This is a genomic window from Clostridioides sp. ZZV14-6387, from assembly GCF_020657835.1.
Classification (GTDB): Bacteria; Bacillota; Clostridia; order Peptostreptococcales; family Peptostreptococcaceae; genus Clostridioides; species Clostridioides difficile_A.
This window is the reverse complement of sequence record NZ_JAGWCW010000013.1, coordinates 1-16,399: the sequence shown is the minus strand read 5'-3', so window position 1 is coordinate 16,399 and position 16,399 is coordinate 1. Positions and strand designations below refer to the sequence as shown.

At 27.4% G+C, this 16,399-nt stretch carries 12 protein-coding genes; 4 read left to right on the top strand and 8 right to left on the bottom strand.

Annotated elements, in window-relative coordinates; genetic code table 11:
- Nucleotides 1-111: 111 nt before the first annotated feature.
- A complete protein-coding gene (locus tag KGF38_RS09810) occupies nt 112-2,010 on the bottom strand; it encodes a glutamine synthetase (RefSeq protein ID WP_054269826.1) in 1,899 nt (632 codons plus the stop codon).
- Between the two features lie 312 nt (nt 2,011-2,322).
- Here KGF38_RS09810 and KGF38_RS09805 point away from each other — a divergent pair, with 312 nt between their 5' ends.
- Entirely contained in the window at nt 2,323-3,099 is a 777-nt protein-coding gene (locus tag KGF38_RS09805) for a 3'-5' exonuclease (protein WP_074178909.1), read from the top strand.
- Between the two features lie 90 nt (nt 3,100-3,189).
- Here the strand turns inward: KGF38_RS09805 and KGF38_RS09800 are convergent, their stop codons facing one another.
- On the bottom strand, nt 3,190-3,942 hold the full coding sequence (locus tag KGF38_RS09800; RefSeq protein ID WP_054269824.1) for an exodeoxyribonuclease III: 753 nt from the start codon (nt 3,940-3,942) through the stop codon (nt 3,190-3,192).
- 123 nt (nt 3,943-4,065) lie between these two features.
- On the bottom strand, nt 4,066-5,016 hold the full coding sequence (gene galT / locus KGF38_RS09795; RefSeq protein WP_074178908.1) for a galactose-1-phosphate uridylyltransferase: 951 nt from the start codon (nt 5,014-5,016) through the stop codon (nt 4,066-4,068).
- A 384-nt stretch (nt 5,017-5,400) separates the two neighbouring features.
- Between galT and KGF38_RS09790 the strand changes: the two genes are divergently transcribed.
- Nucleotides 5,401-6,597: a pyridoxal phosphate-dependent aminotransferase gene (locus KGF38_RS09790; RefSeq protein WP_054269822.1), complete on the top strand. Its 1,197-nt coding sequence runs from the start codon at nt 5,401-5,403 to the stop codon at nt 6,595-6,597.
- Between the two features lie 83 nt (nt 6,598-6,680).
- Here the strand turns inward: KGF38_RS09790 and KGF38_RS09785 are convergent, their stop codons facing one another.
- From KGF38_RS09785 to KGF38_RS09775, 3 genes are all read right to left on the bottom strand, one after another.
- The gene (locus KGF38_RS09785) at nt 6,681-7,133 is read right to left on the bottom strand and encodes a MarR family winged helix-turn-helix transcriptional regulator (protein WP_054269821.1); all 453 of its coding nucleotides are present in this window, start codon (nt 7,131-7,133) and stop codon (nt 6,681-6,683) included.
- A 311-nt stretch (nt 7,134-7,444) separates the two neighbouring features.
- A complete protein-coding gene (gene purB / locus KGF38_RS09780) occupies nt 7,445-8,890 on the bottom strand; it encodes an adenylosuccinate lyase (RefSeq protein WP_054269820.1) in 1,446 nt (481 codons plus the stop codon).
- A gap of 142 nt (nt 8,891-9,032) precedes the next feature.
- A complete protein-coding gene (locus KGF38_RS09775) occupies nt 9,033-9,941 on the bottom strand; it encodes a tyrosine-type recombinase/integrase (protein WP_054269819.1) in 909 nt (302 codons plus the stop codon).
- A 256-nt stretch (nt 9,942-10,197) separates the two neighbouring features.
- Between KGF38_RS09775 and KGF38_RS09770 the strand changes: the two genes are divergently transcribed.
- Both KGF38_RS09770 and lepB read left to right on the top strand, forming a co-directional pair.
- Complete coding sequence (locus tag KGF38_RS09770) at nt 10,198-11,022, top strand: undecaprenyl-diphosphate phosphatase (protein ID WP_054269818.1); 825 nt, start codon at nt 10,198-10,200, stop codon at nt 11,020-11,022.
- 39 nt (nt 11,023-11,061) lie between these two features.
- On the top strand, nt 11,062-11,592 hold the full coding sequence (gene lepB, locus KGF38_RS09765; protein ID WP_054276324.1) for a signal peptidase I: 531 nt from the start codon (nt 11,062-11,064) through the stop codon (nt 11,590-11,592).
- A gap of 75 nt (nt 11,593-11,667) precedes the next feature.
- Here the strand turns inward: lepB and KGF38_RS09760 are convergent, their stop codons facing one another.
- Nucleotides 11,668-13,449, bottom strand: a complete 1,782-nt coding sequence (locus KGF38_RS09760) for a UvrD-helicase domain-containing protein (protein WP_054269816.1) — start codon at nt 13,447-13,449, stop codon at nt 11,668-11,670.
- A 374-nt stretch (nt 13,450-13,823) separates the two neighbouring features.
- Nucleotides 13,824-16,163: a diguanylate cyclase gene (locus KGF38_RS09755; protein ID WP_054276322.1), complete on the bottom strand. Its 2,340-nt coding sequence runs from the start codon at nt 16,161-16,163 to the stop codon at nt 13,824-13,826.
- Between the last annotated feature and the right edge of the window lie 236 nt (nt 16,164-16,399).

The window sequence follows — 16,399 nt, the reverse complement described above, 5'->3', positions numbered from 1 at the left end:
ATAATAAAACCAAAGGCAATCAAGTATGCTTTCATATTTGAGATTTTACTCAAAATGACCTAAGCATACTCGATTGCCTTTATAATATTAGAATCAAGTTACTAATTTATCTTAGTATATATTTTTCTTGTATTGCATATACAGTTGTTGTATTTCTTCCATACTTCTTTTTAATTCTATTTGTAAATCTGAAGCAGTCTGATAATCTTTATTTTCCACAGCTTCTCTTACTCTAGTAAATAGAGATTCTCTAGTTAAAGTGTCCTTCATAATGTTGAACTTCAAATCTGATATTGAATTCCAAACGACTTCATCAAGTGCATCCATATTTTCTTTTGTGTGTATTTTGACAATACTTCTTATCTTTTGTATTCCAGCCTCTATTATTCTAGTTTTTAATTTTTTTTGCCACTTATCTATTGCTCCAACCTTAAATGATTCTATTATACTATCAGTAAATACATCACCTTGTTTTAAAGATTTTAATTTTGAAGCATATATTTCTAAATTTTTCATATTTTCATAAACTGTAGCTGGAGGAGTTCCAAATCTTGCATTTCTTTCTTCTAAGCTATAATGCTCAAATACATCATTTTCATCTCTATATGCTCTATCTTTTTCTAAATAGAATCCTTCTTCACCTACATTTTTAGACAATTCTTTTTCAAGTTCTTTTGTACTAAGACCACTCTTAGCTGCTGCTTTTATACCATCTAACATTGTCTGATAACACCCTGCTATTACTAGATATGTATTAGATAAAGGACTTGGTGATCTTAATTCAAATCTTACAGTCTTTGGATTTTTCATGTCTCTTATTAATCCAACAAGTACTGACCTATTTCTTGATGGAATCTCATAACTATGACCTAAAGATGTAACTATGCATACAGGTGCCTCAAATCCAGGAACTAATCTATTAAATCCATCATTAGAAGCTGTTACAATTGGATTTAATACTTCATAATTGTAAAGAAGTCCCATAAGGGCCCCATATCCTAGTTCACTTAGATAATCTTCTTTTAAATCTTTTGGGGCAAATAGATTTCTGATACTTCCATCTTTTAGTCTTGCACTTACTCCTACATGTGTATGTCCACCACTTCCTGCAACTCCATGAATTGGTTTTGCTTTAAACGTAACTTCTAGTCCATGTGATGTAAATACATCTTCTATAACGTCTCTTACTAATAATTCATTATCTGCTGCTTGTAATGGTGTAGAAAACTTCCAAGAAACCTCTAGTTGCTCCATAGCATGATTTGTTCTTCCATCTATACTAATAGAACTTTGTATCCCTCCAACCTCTTTATGAGCCATTTCAGGGCTTACACCTAGTTTTTGAAGTATTATCAAACTTTGCTCTAAGCAAGTTCTTATGATACCATGAGTTCTTTTCCAGTATTGCTCTTTTAGGCTTTGTGATACATATAATTTCTCTAAGTCAGCTTTATCTTCAGGAGTATTAACCCAAAACTCAAGTTCTGTAGCTGCTGTTAACATTATTTCTTCTATATCATCTACTGAATCTATTCCTATGTTATTTAATACATGTGGGTATTCTCTAAATATCTCAAACATAGATTTTTTGAAATACTTGTCTGCTTTTTGAAGCACTCCTCTTGAACATACTTTTTTGTTATCATGTATTAAAAATGCAGGTATCTTTAATGTTCCAACAGGTAAACCTACTTCTTCGTCTATATATTCCATATTGTAATCTACATACCAATGACAACTTTTATCTGGCATTAAATCAACTTTTGCATTATTTAATGTCGCTATGTTATAAAGTTCAACACTCGAACCATCAGTCTGTATAGCTGATTCTAAAAATTTATCTATATCTTCTAAAAATATTTCTACAGGAATCTTTTCATCTGTTGCATTTCCCCCTAAGTCAACACCCATTAAGGAAACAAATCTTATATTTTTATTGTTTTTTAGGATTTCTCTTATTTCTTCATTAGTATGTTTATCTTTCTCTATTACATATAATAGACTATCCATTTTTTCACTCTCCCATAATTTTTATGTAAATTTTATTTTGTTAAATACAAGATAAAATTCATTTTAACTTACATTTATGAATTTTTCTTGCAAAATATTCGTATTTTATTCGTGTTTTTATTTATATTATTATATATCAAGTACAAAAAGTTCGCAATATTTTTTATTGGAAAAAATATTCTACATACAATAGTTTAACATTTTTATAAATATGGGGTATACTAAAATAAAAGTATTTTTGTTTAAAAATTTAATTTGACTTATAATATAATCTATAGTAGCAATAATAAAAAAATTTAGGAGATAAACTTTATGGAATACATAATTTTCGATTTGGAATTTAATCAAGGATTTGATAAAAAATTTAACAAGACTGTATCCAATGAAAGGTGTCCTTTTGAAATCATACAAATAGGAGCAATTAAATTGGATTCTAAATTCAATATAATAGATACATTTAATAGCTATGTGAAGCCTACAATATACAAAGAAATACACCCTTTTATTAGTCGCATGACTAATATTAAAGATTCTGATTTTAATGGTTCACCTACTTTTCCTGAAGTTTACAACAAGTTCATAAAATTTATATCATCACAAGACCCTATATTATGTGTATGGGGAGCTGGAGATTTAAAGGAATTGTACAGGAACATTAATTACCATAAGCTAGCATCAAATACCTTACCTAAGTCTTATATTAATATTCAACAGCATGCATCTAAATATTTCAATAACCCAGCAGGAAAAAGTATTGGATTACAAAATGCTATTTCCTTATTGCAACTCGATGAAAAAATGTCTTATCACAACGCTTTAAACGATGCATACTATACTGCTAAGGTCTTTATTAATATATACAATCCAAGTATAGTGCCAGATATATATGTGTATACAAGCATTAGACCTAAAACTATAAAATATTCTAATAAAAAGAAAGTTGATTATGATAAGTTATTTGATGAATTTAAGAAGATTTTAAATCGTGAATTGAGTAAAGATGAGAAAAGAATTATTAACTTAGCTTATAACATGGGAAAAACAAATCAATTTGCATTAGAAAATGCTACTCAAAGAAAAAACAAATAGAATTTACTTAGGTTAAAAATAGGCATGTAGATTAAAACATAATCATCTTTAAATGTATATCTACAGCCCAATTTTTATCCTTATTAATCTTTATTTTATCTCTAATTCAACTGGACAATGGTCTGAACCTAGTACTTCAGTGTGAATGTTTGCACCTATCAATCTATCTTCTAATTTCTTAGATGCACAAAAATAATCTATTCTCCATCCTGCATTATTTTTTCTTGCATTAAATCTATATGACCACCAACTATAGACACCTTCTTTATCAGGATTAAAGTATCTATATGTATCTATGAACCCACTATCTAATAGTTTAGAAAATTTTTCTCTTTCTTCCTTAGTAAAACCTGCATTTTTCATATTATTTTTAGGATTTTTTAAATCTATCTCTGTATGTGCAACATTCATATCCCCACATACAATTACAGGCTTCTGATTATCTAATTTAACTAAATAGTCTATAAAATCATCTTCCCATCTAGTTCTATATTCTAATCTCTTCAACTCAGATTGAGAATTTGGTGTATATACAGTGACAAAATAAAAATCTTCAAATTCTAGAGTTATGACTCTACCTTCCTTATCATGTTCTTCTATATTTATTCCATACATTACTTTTAAAGGCTCTTTTTTTGTAAATATAGCAGTACCTGAATAACCTTTTCTCTCAGCATAATTCCAGTATTGAAAATATCCTGGTAAATCTAATTCTATTTGTCCTTCTTGTAATTTAGTTTCTTGTAAGCAAAATATATCTGCATCAACCTCTTTGAAAAAGTCTAAAAATCCTTTCCCAACACAAGCTCTTATTCCATTAACATTCCATGATATAAATTTCATATTATACTCCTCATCTAAACAGTAAATTTCGTTTAATTTTTTCATTTGTTTTTATTTTAACAACATGACACTATAATTTTATCTAAAAATTACTATTTACTTAATACCTTAAAAATATATATTTTAATCAATTTTTAATTTTTTTGTTAACTCTTCAGGGATTATTGAGGAAACATACATATTTGTTCCAAGCTCGAATCCTCCAAAATTATATTTTCTTGGGATTATATGCATATGAACATTAAAATATGATTTTGTTTCAATATTTGTTGGATGAGTGTGAATACATAAGTTAAATGGAATATATCCATTGACATGGTACAGTTTCTTAAATAACTTCTCAAATATCATGGAAAGTTCTTTTACATTATTATCATTTAACTCATCAAATTTTATTTTATCTTTAAATATTACTCTTACTTCTCCACTATATTTAGTTGCATATGGAACAAGCACTATAAAAGCTTCTCCATTATAAACAACTCTTGTATTTAAATTTATTTCATTTTCTATTAAATCATCATACAAAGAGCTATTATTACTATCATAATACTCTTTTGAAACTAGTAATTCATTAGTAATTTCAGGAGGAATAAAAGACATAGACAGTATCTGAGCATGTGGATGCATTAAAGATGCCCCAGCTTTTCTCAAGAAGTTTTTAAAGATACTAACATACTCTACTTTGTCATTTTTCGACATTTCTCTAAATCTGTCTCTATACATAAAAAAAACATCTTCAAATTCTTTTTGATTCATGTTATAAAAATTACTATTATGTTTATCACTCTCTATCATCACTTCATGAATACCATATACATCTCTTGCCATATCATCAATTATAGGAAATTTATTATAAATAGACTTCACAAGCCATCCTTCTTCACCCTCTATTTCAAATAGTGTATCAGTTGCATAAGCCTCATTTCCCTTACAAAATGGGCATCCTTCTTCATATTCCTTAGTCTCTTCATCTTCATTTGGTATATCTGCTGTATCCAAAGGTCTTTTCAATCTATCAGTAGCAAATATAACAACATCATTAGTAATTGGATCTATTCTTAATTCTTTCATAATTAACACCTCTTAGTTAATAGCCTTTAATATAATTATATGATATTTATCGTATCTGTTAAATAAATTTATAATATTTTTTATAAATTTGCGTATTTACCCTTATATATTTTTATCTATAAATAGAAGATTATAACAAAAAATTACTATCCATACATCAAAACATTATCTTATCATAAATTAATTTACTGATGTATAATTTATTGGCATGGACACAGGTATTTCACTGTAATTTGTTAAAAGTTTATTTTAGAGCTATATTAATTTTTTTTGATGATTTTTACCTATAAGTATGTTATTATTATCTTGTAAAGATGTCTTGTATTCAAACATACAATTTACATAATACAATATACGTATTTAAATTAAATAGGGGGTATTAAAATGAATTATTCAAACAGAGTTAGTGCAATGCAGGCCTCTCCAATCAGAAAACTTGTTCCATTTGCACAAGCAGCAAAAGATAGAGGAATCAAAGTATATCACTTAAACATAGGACAACCAGATATAAAAACTCCTAAAGGGTTTTTTGATGCTGTTAAAAACTTTGATAGTGAAGTCTTAGAATATGCTACATCAGAAGGTATTCCAGAATTATTAGAAGCACTTCAAAACTATTATAAAACTTATGATATGCATTTTGAAAAAGATGAATTACTAGTAACTAATGGTGGTAGTGAAGCTTTACTTTTCACTATGATGGCAGTTTGTGACCCAGGGGATAATCTATTAGTTCCAGAACCATTCTACACTAACTACAATGGATTTGGTCAATGTGTAAATGTAGAAGTTAATGCTGTTACAACAAAAGCAGAAAACGGTTTCCACCTTCCATCTAAAGAAGAAATAATGTCTAAAGTAGATGATAAAACTAAAGCTATAATTCTTTCTAATCCAGGAAATCCAACTGGTGCAATCTATACAAAAGAAGAACTTAATATCCTAGCTGAAATAGCTAAAGAAAAAGATTTATGGATAATAGCAGATGAAGTTTATAGAGAATTTGTTTATGATGGACTTGAGTACACAAGCTGTGGTAACTTAGAAGGTGTACAAGATAGAGTTATCATAATAGACAGTGTTTCTAAAAGATACAGTGCTTGTGGTGCTAGAATTGGTTCTATCGCTTGTAAAAATAAAGGTCTTATCGCTCAAATACTTAAATTATGTCAAGGAAGACTTTGTGTTCCTACATTAGAGCAAATAGGAGCTGTTGAATTATACAAAACTCCAGTTTCTTATTTCAAAGAAGTTAATGAAGAATACAAAAAAAGAAGAGATGTATTATACAATGAATTAATGAAAGTTGATGGCGTTATATGTAAAAAACCAACTGGTGCTTTCTATATAGTTGCTAAATTACCAGTTGAAAATGCAGAAGATTTCACAATCTGGATGTTAAAAGAATTCAACAAAAACAATGAAACAGTTATGGTTTGCCCTGCTGAAGGATTCTATGCTACTCCAGGTTTAGGACGTGACGAAATAAGATTGGCTTACATCCTAAATGAAACTGACCTTCATAGAGCTGCTACATTATTAAAAGAAGGTTTAGAGCAATATGTAGCTTTACACAAATAAATTATTGAAATATTAATTTATATAAATTTAATGATATAAAAATATCCCCTTTTCAGATATTATTTGAAGAGGGGATATTTTTTCTATTTAAATTCTTCTTTATTTAATATATATTGAAGAGTATTTATTGCCTCTAAATACTTTCTTCTATCCTCTTCAGTCAATTTAGAAAGCTTTTCTCCTAGACCATCACTTAATTTATCCATAAAATCAGAAGCTATATTGCCCCCTTCTTCAGTAATATCAATTAAATACTTTCTTCTATCAACTAAGTCTCTTTCTCTTGTTACATATTTCTTTTCAGTTAAATCATCAACCATACTAGTTAAACTGCCTTTTTCTATATTTAATTTAGAGCATAAATCAGTCATACTTATTACTCCATAATTTTTTATAAATACTAATGCTCTTAATTGTGTTTTATTTACATTATAGTCTGGTGCAAATTTTTTTAGGTCCTCTAAGTATAGGCTAGAATAAATCTTAGGAAATGTTTTTACTAGAAAACTTATGGTATCTTTTACTACGTAGTTCATACAATCACCTCGGTTGTTTTTAAATTTATTAAATTATCTAAATAACTTTATTTCAGTTTACATTAAAAATATTGCAAGCACAATAGTTTTTACTGAATGTTTAAATTTAATTAGTAATCTTATTATTTTATTTAATTTTATTTATATTATTCTTATTAAACACTATTTATATAGCTATTTTCTTTAATTCATGGTATAGTAAATAAGGAAGAACTCTTCATAGCGATGAAGAGCAGACGCTAGCCCATTAAAATGGCTATCTTATTTATAAATAAGATAGCCATTTTTGATTATATTTTATCTGTATACTTCTATACTCTTAAATCCACATCTACTTTTCCTAAATCTTCTTTATAATCTTTTATAGCTGGTTCTACAACTTCATTTGCAAACTCCACAACTTGTTCTGGTGCTCTACCTATAAAGTTTTTTGGGTCCATTATAGATAATATTTCTTCTTTGCTCATTTTAAATGAATCATCATTCATTATAAGCTCAATTAGATTATTATCCTTACCTTCATGTTTAACTCTATATGCAGCTTTCATAGAGTATTCTCTTATTATCTCATGTAACTCTTGTCTATCTCCACCTCTTTTTACAGCTTCCATAAGTATTGTTTCTGTAGCCATAAAAGGAAGTTCCTCATTTACACGTTTATTTATCATATTCTCGTATACTACTAAACCATCAGTTACATTTATGCCTATTTCAAGTATTGCATCTGCTGCCATAAAAGCTTGAGGTATAGCTAATCTCTTATTAGCTGAATCATCTAATGTTCTCTCTAACCATTGAGTAGCTTGTACCATTGCAGGACTTAAAGATTCAGAGATTATATACTTAGATAAAGATGCTATTCTCTCACTTCTCATTGGATTTCTCTTATAAGCCATTGCTGATGAACCTATTTGATTCTTTTCAAATGGCTCTTCTAATTCCTTTAAACTTTGTAAAAGTCTTATATCATTAGTCATTTTATGCATACTTTGAGCTATCCCTGATAATATACTTATCACTTGATAGTCTAATTTTCTAGTATATGTTTGTCCACTTACTGCATAAGAAGAATTATATCCCATCTTTTTGCAGATTTTTTTATCTAACTCTTTCACTTTTTCATGGTCTCCCTCAAATAAGCTTAAAAAACTTGCTTGAGTACCAGTAGTTCCTTTAACTCCTCTTAATTTCATATTATCTATTCTGTAATTCAAATCTTCCAAATCAAGTATTAAATCTTGAGCCCATAAACAAGCTCTTTTACCTACTGTTGTAAGTTGTGCTGCTTGAAAATGTGTAAACCCAAGAGCTGGCATATCCTTATACTTAAGTGCAAATTCTTTTAAATTATTTATTAAGTTTACAAGCTTTACTCTTAGAAGTTTTAAAGCTTCATTCATTTGTATAACATCTGTATTATCTCCAACATATGCAGATGTTGCCCCTAAATGTATTATTCCTTTGGCTTTTTCACACTGTAAACCATATGCTTTTACATGAGACATTACATCATGTCTCACTTCTTTCTCTATTTTTCTAGCTTCGTCAAAATTTATATTATCTATATTAGCTCTTAGCTCATCTAATTGTTCTTCAGTTATATTTATTCCTAACTCATGTTCACCTTCTGCAAGAGCAACCCATAGTCTTCTCCATGTAGAAAATTTAAATTGTGGAGAAAATATATAGCTCATATCTTTGCTACAGTATCTATCTGTAAGTGGATTTGAGTACGTAGTATATTTATTATCTATCATTATTTAGCACCTTCCTTAAATCTTTTGTCATGTGATTAGTGTGTACAAATTAGTACATAAATAATTATATATAATTTCACGAACTATAACAAGGCTTTTTTATTTTTTGTTCACATTTATATATAGTATTTTTTATTTATTACTATTTTTTATTTATATCTAAATTATCTTTTTCAATAAGATAATCCACTATTTCGCTATCGACAAAATTTAATACATATTTATATCTAATTGCATAGTATTTGTCACTCCAACCAAGTTGATTTTTTACATCACTTTCATCTGCTCCAAGTCTTAAACTTATTGCTGCAAATGAATGTCTAAAGTCTCTTGCTGAATATTGAGAAAGCCCTGCTAAATCTAAAGCTTTTTTGACTATAAGTCTGACATTTCTATCTGTTATAGAATTACTTTTTTGAGTAGTAAAAATAAAGTCATCATTAGGTATTATTACCTCAGGAAGCCCAGAATAATTCCTATAATCTTCTAATAGTTTAAAGAAGTATGGATGCAACTTAACTACCCTCTCTTTTCTTCCTTTTCCCAGTCTCACGTACGAGTTATCGTTTTCATCTACCATAAGGTCTTTCCACTTCAAGCTAACCAATTCATTTAATAAACACCCAGTAGTAACTAGACAGACTATTATTACTCTATCTCTTATATTTAATTTTGGTAAAATACCTATAAGTTTATTTATTTCTTGTATACTTAGGACATCATCTTTTGTTTTTATTCTTGTTACTGTTGGTTTCTCTACATACCTAAATGGATTTATATCTATGTATCCTTCTTTCTTTAAGAAGTTATAAAAACTATGTAAATAACTATATATCTTTTCACAAGTTGATTTTGCATATTTGGTCTGTATATAGTCTACAAAATTTTTACAATCTTCTTTTGTCGCATAAATCAATTCTTTCCCTTTTAAGAACTCTTTAAACAGTATAACCTTTGATAAATAATCGTGTTTTGTATTTGGGTTTAATTTTGTAGAAAAAACATTAAAGGTTTCGTACTCATAATCATCTAGTATTTTTGTACTATACATAATAACTCCTTTCCTTCTCATAAAATAAAATCGTTATACTTTTACTATACCATATATTTCCCCTTCAAATATACCCCTTATTCAATAGATAAGCTCTAACTTTACTTTGTTAAATTATGAAGGTTTTATGAAAATATCAATCTTCCATTGTGCACTACACAGTACTATGGTATTATAAGTTAGTAAAAGGTGGCATTTTTTTGTTAATATATGAATAAAATATGCTACTATAAATTTGTATTGGAGGTATTTTGGTTTGGAAACATTTAGTTTGCTTGAAGTTTTTAAGGCAGTCATTTTAGGAATAGTTCAAGGAATCACAGAATGGCTACCAGTAAGTAGTACAGGGCATATGATATTAGTTGATGAGTTTATAAAATTGAATTTTTCAGATACATTTATAAGTACATTTTTGGTTGTAATTCAATTTGGTTCAATATTAGCAGTACTTGTTATATTCTTTAAAAAGTTAAATCCTTTTGATAGCTCAAAGAATATTAAACAAAAAAAAGAAACAGTTCGCTTATGGCTTAAGGTTATAATTGCAGTTATACCATCTGGAGTTATTGGAATACTTTTTGAAGATGATATAGATAGATTATTCTTCAATTCAACAGTAGTTGCTATTGCTCTTATTGTATATGGTATAATAATGATAGGACTTGAAAAGAGAAATAAAAGACCTAAGTATAAGGATTTTTCTCAAGTTACATATAAGTTAGCTCTTTGTATAGGATTATTCCAATGTTTAGCTCTTATACCAGGTACATCTAGGTCTGGTTCAACTATAATAGGTGCAGTGTTACTTGGTGCTTCTAGATATGTAGCTGCAGAATTTTCATTCTTCTTGGCTATCCCTACAATGCTTGGAGCTAGTGCATTAAAGCTTCTAAAAGCTGGATTTGGATTTAGTGGATTTGAATGGCTTATTTTAGGTGTTGGTTCTATAGTAGCATTTATTGTTTCAATTGTAGTTATTAAATTCTTTATGGACTATATCAAAAAACATGACTTCAAAGTCTTTGGTTATTATAGAATAGTCTTGGGTATAATTGTTCTTGCTTATTTCTTTCTATTCTAATCTATTCTAATTTAATAACAAATGATAAGGAGAAAAATTATGAGTGTTAAAAAAGAAATATTTGATTGGGCTAAGTCAATAGCTATGGCTATTGTACTTGCATTTGTAATCCTACAATTTATAAGACCTTCTATTGTCAGTGGAGAATCGATGTATCCTACTTTAGACGATAAAGACTATCTAATTTTAAATAGAATATCATACAGAGTTGGTAAACCTGAGAAAGGCGATATTGTCGTTTTTAAAACCAATTTAGTTGACGGCGATACAGGAAAGAAAAAAGACTTAATAAAAAGAGTTATAGCTACTGAAGGTGACAGTATAAAAATATCAGATTCCAAAGTATATGTAAATGGAAAGTTATTAAATGAACCATATATACACAATAATTACACTTCTGGAGATATAGATACAGTTGTTCCAAAAGGTAAACTATTTACGATGGGAGATAATAGAGAAAACAGTAATGATAGTAGATTTCCTGATGTAGGTATGGTTGATGAGGATGAAATTCTTGGTAAGGTTATGGTAAGACTTTTACCTCTTAATAATATTGGAAAAGTGGATTAAGAAAATAAGAGACTGAATTGGTAAAATTTATTTTACACATCTCAGTCTCTTTTAATTTACTTATAGAAGTTTTTTCTAGTTCTCTTTTGATTCTGTGATAATTCTTATTATATCACTTGCATCTTCATTAAAAGTTGTTACTATACTTAAATAATCAGTTGCTCTACTTATAGCCAAATAAACCTTATTTAAATCTCCCACAAAGTCATTTACTTGGTAATCTTGCTCTGTATCATTTATAGTTTGATTGTATAACATTTCTAGCTCACATATTATCACTGCTTTGTATTCCAAGTTCTTTATAGAATATATATTTGCTATTGTAGTTCCTACCTTCTTACTTATATTTGTCAGATTGTCTTCTGCACATATATAAGGAATTTTTGCTTCTTCTAAAGCTTTTTTTAGCATGTATTGAAAATAAATAGTTTTTCCACTTTTTAACTTTTTCTTATTGTAAGGATATACAATAGCAACTTCAGAATAATCAAGCCCCTTTTTACCTATCAGGTACTCAATTTCCCATATTACAGAACTTATCTGGTCATCAAGGTCACTTACCTTTATTATATCAACAGATTTATTACCACTTCTAAGTGCTTCAGTATTAAAAAAAGTATTAAACTTTGTATTTGGTCTTAATTCATTAATATATGAGTTAGAATTATTTGAAAATTTATTTGAAAAATCTACAATTTCTTTAGCTTGTCTATAATTTCTGCTTAAGATAAGCTTATCATCAAACTCTATATTGCTATATAACGTTTTAAATATATTTAATCTATTAGAGATATTCAAAGAATTACAAGAACACACATTAAATATAAATTTGGTTTTATATAAAAACTCTCTTATAAAATCTATCTCATAATCTAAAAAACTTTCTGCTTCATCTACGAAAATAGCTTTAAACATATTTTTATTTTTTATAATGTTCTGTGCTTGTTTTACTAGATTATTAAAAGTTTTTTCATAATCATTTTTTAACATATTGTAGTCTACAATTAAGTTGTATTTTTTAGCGAGTTTAAATATAAAAGAACTAAATGTATGGACTTCTAAATTATTATTATCTTTATACAATAGCTCTATCCTCTCTCGAAGCTCATTGCATAATTGCTTTGTATGTGTAAATATGATTAATTTATGATGTGGATATACTTTTGCTAGCTTTATAGCTCTTGAAAGCATAATTGCTGTCTTTCCTATACCAGAACCACCTTCAATAAGTGTATTTCCATATTTAATAGAAACAGCATCTTTAATTTGAACTTCTTCCATCATAGTTGCTGTATACTTATAGTCATCATTATAGAAAGAAATCTTTTTAAATTTTTCATTTAAATGAAGTTTATCATTTATTATATAGTACTCTGAGCATATATCTAATAAAAATAAATTTAAATTTATTTCATCATTTTTTTCACTAAGAAATTCATCTAGTGAACCTTTATTCATTATATCTTGAAGCTTATTTTTATCTATTATATTATTATTAACAAATTCTCCAAACTCATATGCTTCTTCTACTTCAACATATGGCATAATGTAAACGTAATTATAGCTTATATTTCTATTCTTTTGTCCCATTTTTAGTTTCAAAAGCTCATATTCCTCATTCATAACTTCAAGTAACTCTTCTTCCAAAATAAAAAATATATCTTCTGTTGTATCCATAAATTTTATAAATAAAATTTTTCCATCTTTGACATACAACAAATCAGTATTTATTCCTTTAAAAGGAGTAACTTTTGGCACTACTTTAACGTCCTCATTGATATCTCCGTAAAATAATTTCTCGAATTCTTTCAATTTTAGGGCGTCTAACTGAGAGTTTATATTTATGTATTGGCTCACTTACATTACCTCCTTCTGTTATACTTAATTATACCATTTTGAACTATATTTTTATATATACTTTTTATAGGCAAATTTAGTAAATAAATTCAAAATAAATACAAATAAATACAAAACTTTTGAAGAAAAGTTGTAATAAGTATAGATACTTATTCTTATAAAATGTTTTATGTAAATAATAAATTTCATAATTAATTTTTAAAATGATAAGTAATGTCTTTAAAATGCCAAACTTTATCGTCTAAAAACATAAAAATTTATTATTAAAAAATTTAAAAACCTGCCAAAAAACTATCTATTTTTATTAGCAGGTTTTATTTATAATCTTTACATGTTGATACTATTATATTAATTTTTTTATTTTACTATAATGTTTAATTTTTATCTTCTGATATAATATTAAGATTTGATATATCTGTATAAATCGCATAAAAAACAGGATAACGATTTTGATATAATTCGTTTACAAACTTACCTTGCATTCTTACAGGAAAAACATGACCATCTGTATGGCAGAAGCGGAAAACTACTTCAAAAGTTTCTCTTTTAGAAATTGCTTTTTCCAATGTATCAGTTACTATTTGCAAGTCATCTTGTAATACTGGTGAAAGAACATCAAAATCTTCAGATGAAACAGATTGTGCAGAATATCCAGTGAATTCAAGCATTTTTTGATTAAAATAAAGTAATTTCAAATTCTCCATGCAAGCAAATTTGACAACACCATCAGTAGCCATTTCTAATAATACCTTTATATCTCTAGGGTCTATGTGAAATGACATGCTATCAGCAGAATCATCTGAAAATACATGATAAGAATTTTTTCCATGACTTTTTGCATAATAAAGTGCTTGGTCTGCTTTTTCATATAACTCAGAATATACATAACCATGTTCAGGATACATCGCTACCCCAATACTACATGTAATAGAAAACTCCATGTGTCCAGCAAATCTTTTTTGGTTAATTTTAGAACAAAAACGCTCTAATTTATCTACAAGTACATAGTTATTGGTGTTAAAGTTTTTTATTAATACCACAAACTCATCTCCACCAATACGCCCTACAATATCATCCTCACGAAATTGAGATTTCAACTCCAATGCAAACTCACTTATAATAAAATCTCCAAATGCATGACCATACTTATCATTTACATTTTTAAAATCATCAATATCAAATATTAGAAAAACATGTTCTGAATCTTGATTATTTTTATTTTCTAAAAATGAACTAATAAATTCCTCTGTTACCCCCTTATTGTAAAGACCAGTAAGAGAATCACGTTGAGAACGTTCAAGGAGTAACAATTCTCTATTTTTCTCTTCATCTATATTTTTACGATAAGATATCATACGAACAGATTCATCTGATGTCCAAAAGAAAATTCGTGCATTAATTCTAATCCAGTGATAATTTTCCTCGTCTGTCTTAATTAAAAAATCATAGCTAATATTATTAATTCCACTATTATAACACTTAAGAACATTTTCTGGTAAGAATGTATCTAAATACCCCTGTGCATACTCTTCTTTTATTTGTTCTTTAGCAATTGTATGTAGTGCTTCATCATATGGTGTATTAATATCTAACCCAAAATCATGAAAATATCTATTTAAATCTTCACAACCAGCTCTATTATTAGTGACATCAATCTCAAAAATATTTTCATAAAGTTCTTCAGTAGATTGACTCAGCAACTTTTGATATTCTAATTTCTGGGATACACTAAGCTTCATTATTTGGTTCTTATACTTCTTAAGCACACGTGTAATTGTAAAAAGTACAAATATTATAATCAAAATTATAATTGCAATTCCTTTTAGAAATTGTGTTTGAAATTGCTTACTCATTATAGTCAAATCATTTTCTAAAACAAGATGCCATTTTAAACTAGATATATATTGACATACAACATAACTTTTTGATTTTTCAGATGAATTCCAAAAACTCTTTTGTTCTTTTTTATTATTTAGTATTAACTCTTTTGAATCAGATAAATCACTACTAGAATTTTCAAAAAAATTTATATGCTCATAACCAGTTTTATCTGATGTTAATTGTACAAATCCTTTATCATCAATTAAACGTGCTACAACATCGAATTTATCATCATATTCTTTAAGCAACTTTTGTAATGAATTAACCTTTAATCCAACTCCTATAATTCCCATAGTTGAACCATCATTATCTTTTATCTTACAGTTTACAAACACTGTAATACTATTATTACTTGCTTCATCATTATCAACATTTAATGAATATTCCTCATTATTCTTTAGGAAATCATAATACCATTGATTCTCAGAATTCTTATCACTAAGATTTCTATCAAGACCATTAAAATGATAATAATTATTCGTTTTGGTCGATACTAGAAAAACAGAATCATATGAGTACTTATTCCTGTATGCATTCAAGTAATCTTGTAGTTTATGAATAAACTCTTCATCATTTAAATGTTCTTTCTCTCCATTTAAAAAGTTTTTTAATAAACTATCATTTGCCATGGTAAGAGACACATTTATAGGCTCTGAAAGGATTTTATCTATCTGATAATAAATACCTTCAGCAGCTAATGTAGATACATGCTCAATATCATTTTTAAAAATATTAGTATTAGATTGATATCCAATTACAGAAGTAGCTACAAAACCAAGAGTAATAATAATACAAACAACAATATTTGTATGTAAAAGTGTATTTTTTTTCATAATCTGTCCCCTCTTTAACCCTCACTTTGGCTTCATTGTATTTTCACCTTCTTTAAATATAATTATTTCAAGTATTAAACTTTTTAAAACTTTAAATTTTTTATATTAATCTATTACTTTTTATAAAACAACAGAAATATACAAATATATCATACAAAATTATTTGTTAAAATACTAAAATCATTCTACTAATATAAATGAATTATATTAGTTTTATTATTAATATATATTAATAT